The 2500-nt window shown below is 57.2% G+C and carries 2 rRNA genes (1 of these 2 cut by a window edge); both read right to left on the reverse strand.

What is annotated here, in order from left to right:
• Positions 1 to 4 precede the first annotated feature (4 nt).
• A 5S ribosomal RNA gene (gene rrf, locus ITP53_RS53600) occupies positions 5 to 121 on the reverse strand.
• 153 nt (positions 122 to 274) lie between these two features.
• Positions 275 to 2500 (reverse strand): 23S ribosomal RNA (locus tag ITP53_RS53605) (it continues 880 nt past the right edge of the window).

Consider the following 2500-nt stretch of genomic DNA (forward strand, 5'->3'; position numbering starts at 1 on the left):
GATTGTCCGGCGGTGACCTACTCTCCCACACCCTCCCGAGTGCAGTACCATCGGCGCAGAGAAGCTTAACTTCCGGGTTCGGAATGTAACCGGGTGTTTCCTTCCCGCCATAACCGCCGTAACCCTCCGAAACACACAAACACCACTGTTTGCTGTCTCAGAATTGCCTAGTGGACGCGAGCACAACCATCAACCCCCGAGCGCGGCGCAGATCTGGACCCGGCGAAGAGAACAGACCGCAGCACACACACCGCGAGCAGACACAAAAAGCTTTGTGGTCAAGTCCTCGGCCTATTAGTACCGGTCAGCTCCACACGTTACCGCGCTTCCACCTCCGGCCTATCAACCCGGTCGTCTACCGGGAGCCTTACCCCCTTACGGGGAGGGAGACCTCATCTCAAGGCGAGCTTCCCGCTTAGATGCTTTCAGCGGTTATCCCTTCCGAACGTAGCCAACCAGCCGTGCACCTGGCGGTACAACTGGCACACCAGAGGTTCGTCCGTCCCGGTCCTCTCGTACTAGGGACAGCTCCTTTCAAGTCTCCTACGCGCGCAGCGGATAGGGACCGAACTGTCTCGCGACGTTCTAAACCCAGCTCGCGTACCGCTTTAATGGGCGAACAGCCCAACCCTTGGGACCTACTCCAGCCCCAGGATGCGACGAGCCGACATCGAGGTGCCAAACCATCCCGTCGATATGGACTCTTGGGGAAGATCAGCCTGTTATCCCCGGGGTACCTTTTAGCCGTTGAGCGACACCGCTTCCACACGCCGATGCCGGATCACTAGTCCCAGCTTTCGCTCCTGCTCGACCCGTCAGTCTCACAGTCAAGCCCCCTTGTGCACTTACACTCAACACCTGATTACCAACCAGGCTGAGGGAACCTTTGGGCGCCTCCGTTACCCTTTAGGAGGCAACCGCCCCAGTTAAACTACCCACCAGACACTGTCCCCGATCCGGATCACGGACCAGAGTTAGACGTTCAAAACGACCAGAGTGGTATTTCACCAATGACTCCACCATCACTAGCGTGACAGCTTCCCAGTCTCCCACCTATCCTACACAAGACGCTCCAAACGCCAATGTCAAGCTGTAGTGAAGGTCCCGGGGTCTTTCCGTCCTGCTGCGCGTAACGAGCATCTTTACTCGTAATGCAATTTCGCCGGGTCTGTGGTTGAGACAGCGGGGAAGTCGTTACGCCATTCGTGCAGGTCGGAACTTACCCGACAAGGAATTTCGCTACCTTAGGATGGTTATAGTTACCACCGCCGTTTACCGGCGCTTAAGTTCTCACCTTCGCCAACTCGAAAGCCGACTAAGCAGTCCCCTTAACGTTCCGGCACCGGGCAGGCGTCAGTCCGTATACATCGTCTTACGACTTCGCACGGACCTGTGTTTTTAGTAAACAGTCGCTTCCCCCTGGCCACTGCGACCCCCACCAGCCTCGGAGGCACGCTCCTACACCAGCAGAGGTCCCCCTTCTCCCGAAGTTACGGGGGCAATTTGCCGAGTTCCTTAACCACAGTTCACCCGATCGCCTTAGTATTCTCTACCTGACCACCTGAGTCGGTTTAGGGTACGGGCCGCCACAACACTCACTAGAGGCTTTTCTCGGCAGCATAGGATCATCCACTTCACCACAATCGGCTCGGCATCACATCTCAGGATCAACGTGAGGCGGATTTACCTACCCCACTCCCTACATGCTTACCCCAGGACAACCATCGCCTGGGCTGGACTACCTTCCTGCGTCACCCCATCGCTTACCTACTACCCGATCGGACCGAGCGTTCACTCTGACCCCAAGCCCGAAGGCTTTAGGCGAGCTAAGGACTCTTAGCATCACGAGATTCGATATGGGCGCATTGAAGCGGGTACGGGAATATCAACCCGTTATCCATCGACTACGCCTGTCGGCCTCGCCTTAGGCCCCGACTTACCCTGGGCGGATTAGCCTGCCCCAGGAACCCTTGGTCATCCGGCGCGAGGGTTTCTCACCCTCGATTCGCTACTCATGCCTGCATTCTCACTCGCACAGCCTCCACAACTGGATCACTCCGCCGCTTCACCGGCTGCACGACGCTCCCCTACCCATCCAACACAAGTGCTGAATGCCACGACTTCGGCGGTGTACTTGAGCCCCGCTACATTGTCGGCGCGGAATCACTTGACCAGTGAGCTATTACGCACTCTTTCAAGGGTGGCTGCTTCTAAGCCAACCTCCTGGTTGTCTCTGCGACTCCACATCCTTTCCCACTTAGCACACGCTTAGGGGCCTTAGTCGGTGATCTGGGCTGTTTCCCTCTCGACTACGAACCTTATCGCCCGCAGTCTCACTGCCACGCTCTCACTTACCGGCATTCGGAGTTTGGCTGACGTCAGTAACCTTGTCGGGCCCATCGGCCATCCAGTGCTCTACCTCCGGCAAGAAACACGCAACGCTGCACCTAAATGCATTTCGGGGAGAACCAGCTATCACGGAGTTTGATTGGCCTTTCAC

This window comes from Nonomuraea cypriaca (assembly GCF_015645445.1).
Taxonomy (GTDB): Bacteria; Actinomycetota; Actinomycetes; order Streptosporangiales; family Streptosporangiaceae; genus Nonomuraea; species Nonomuraea cypriaca.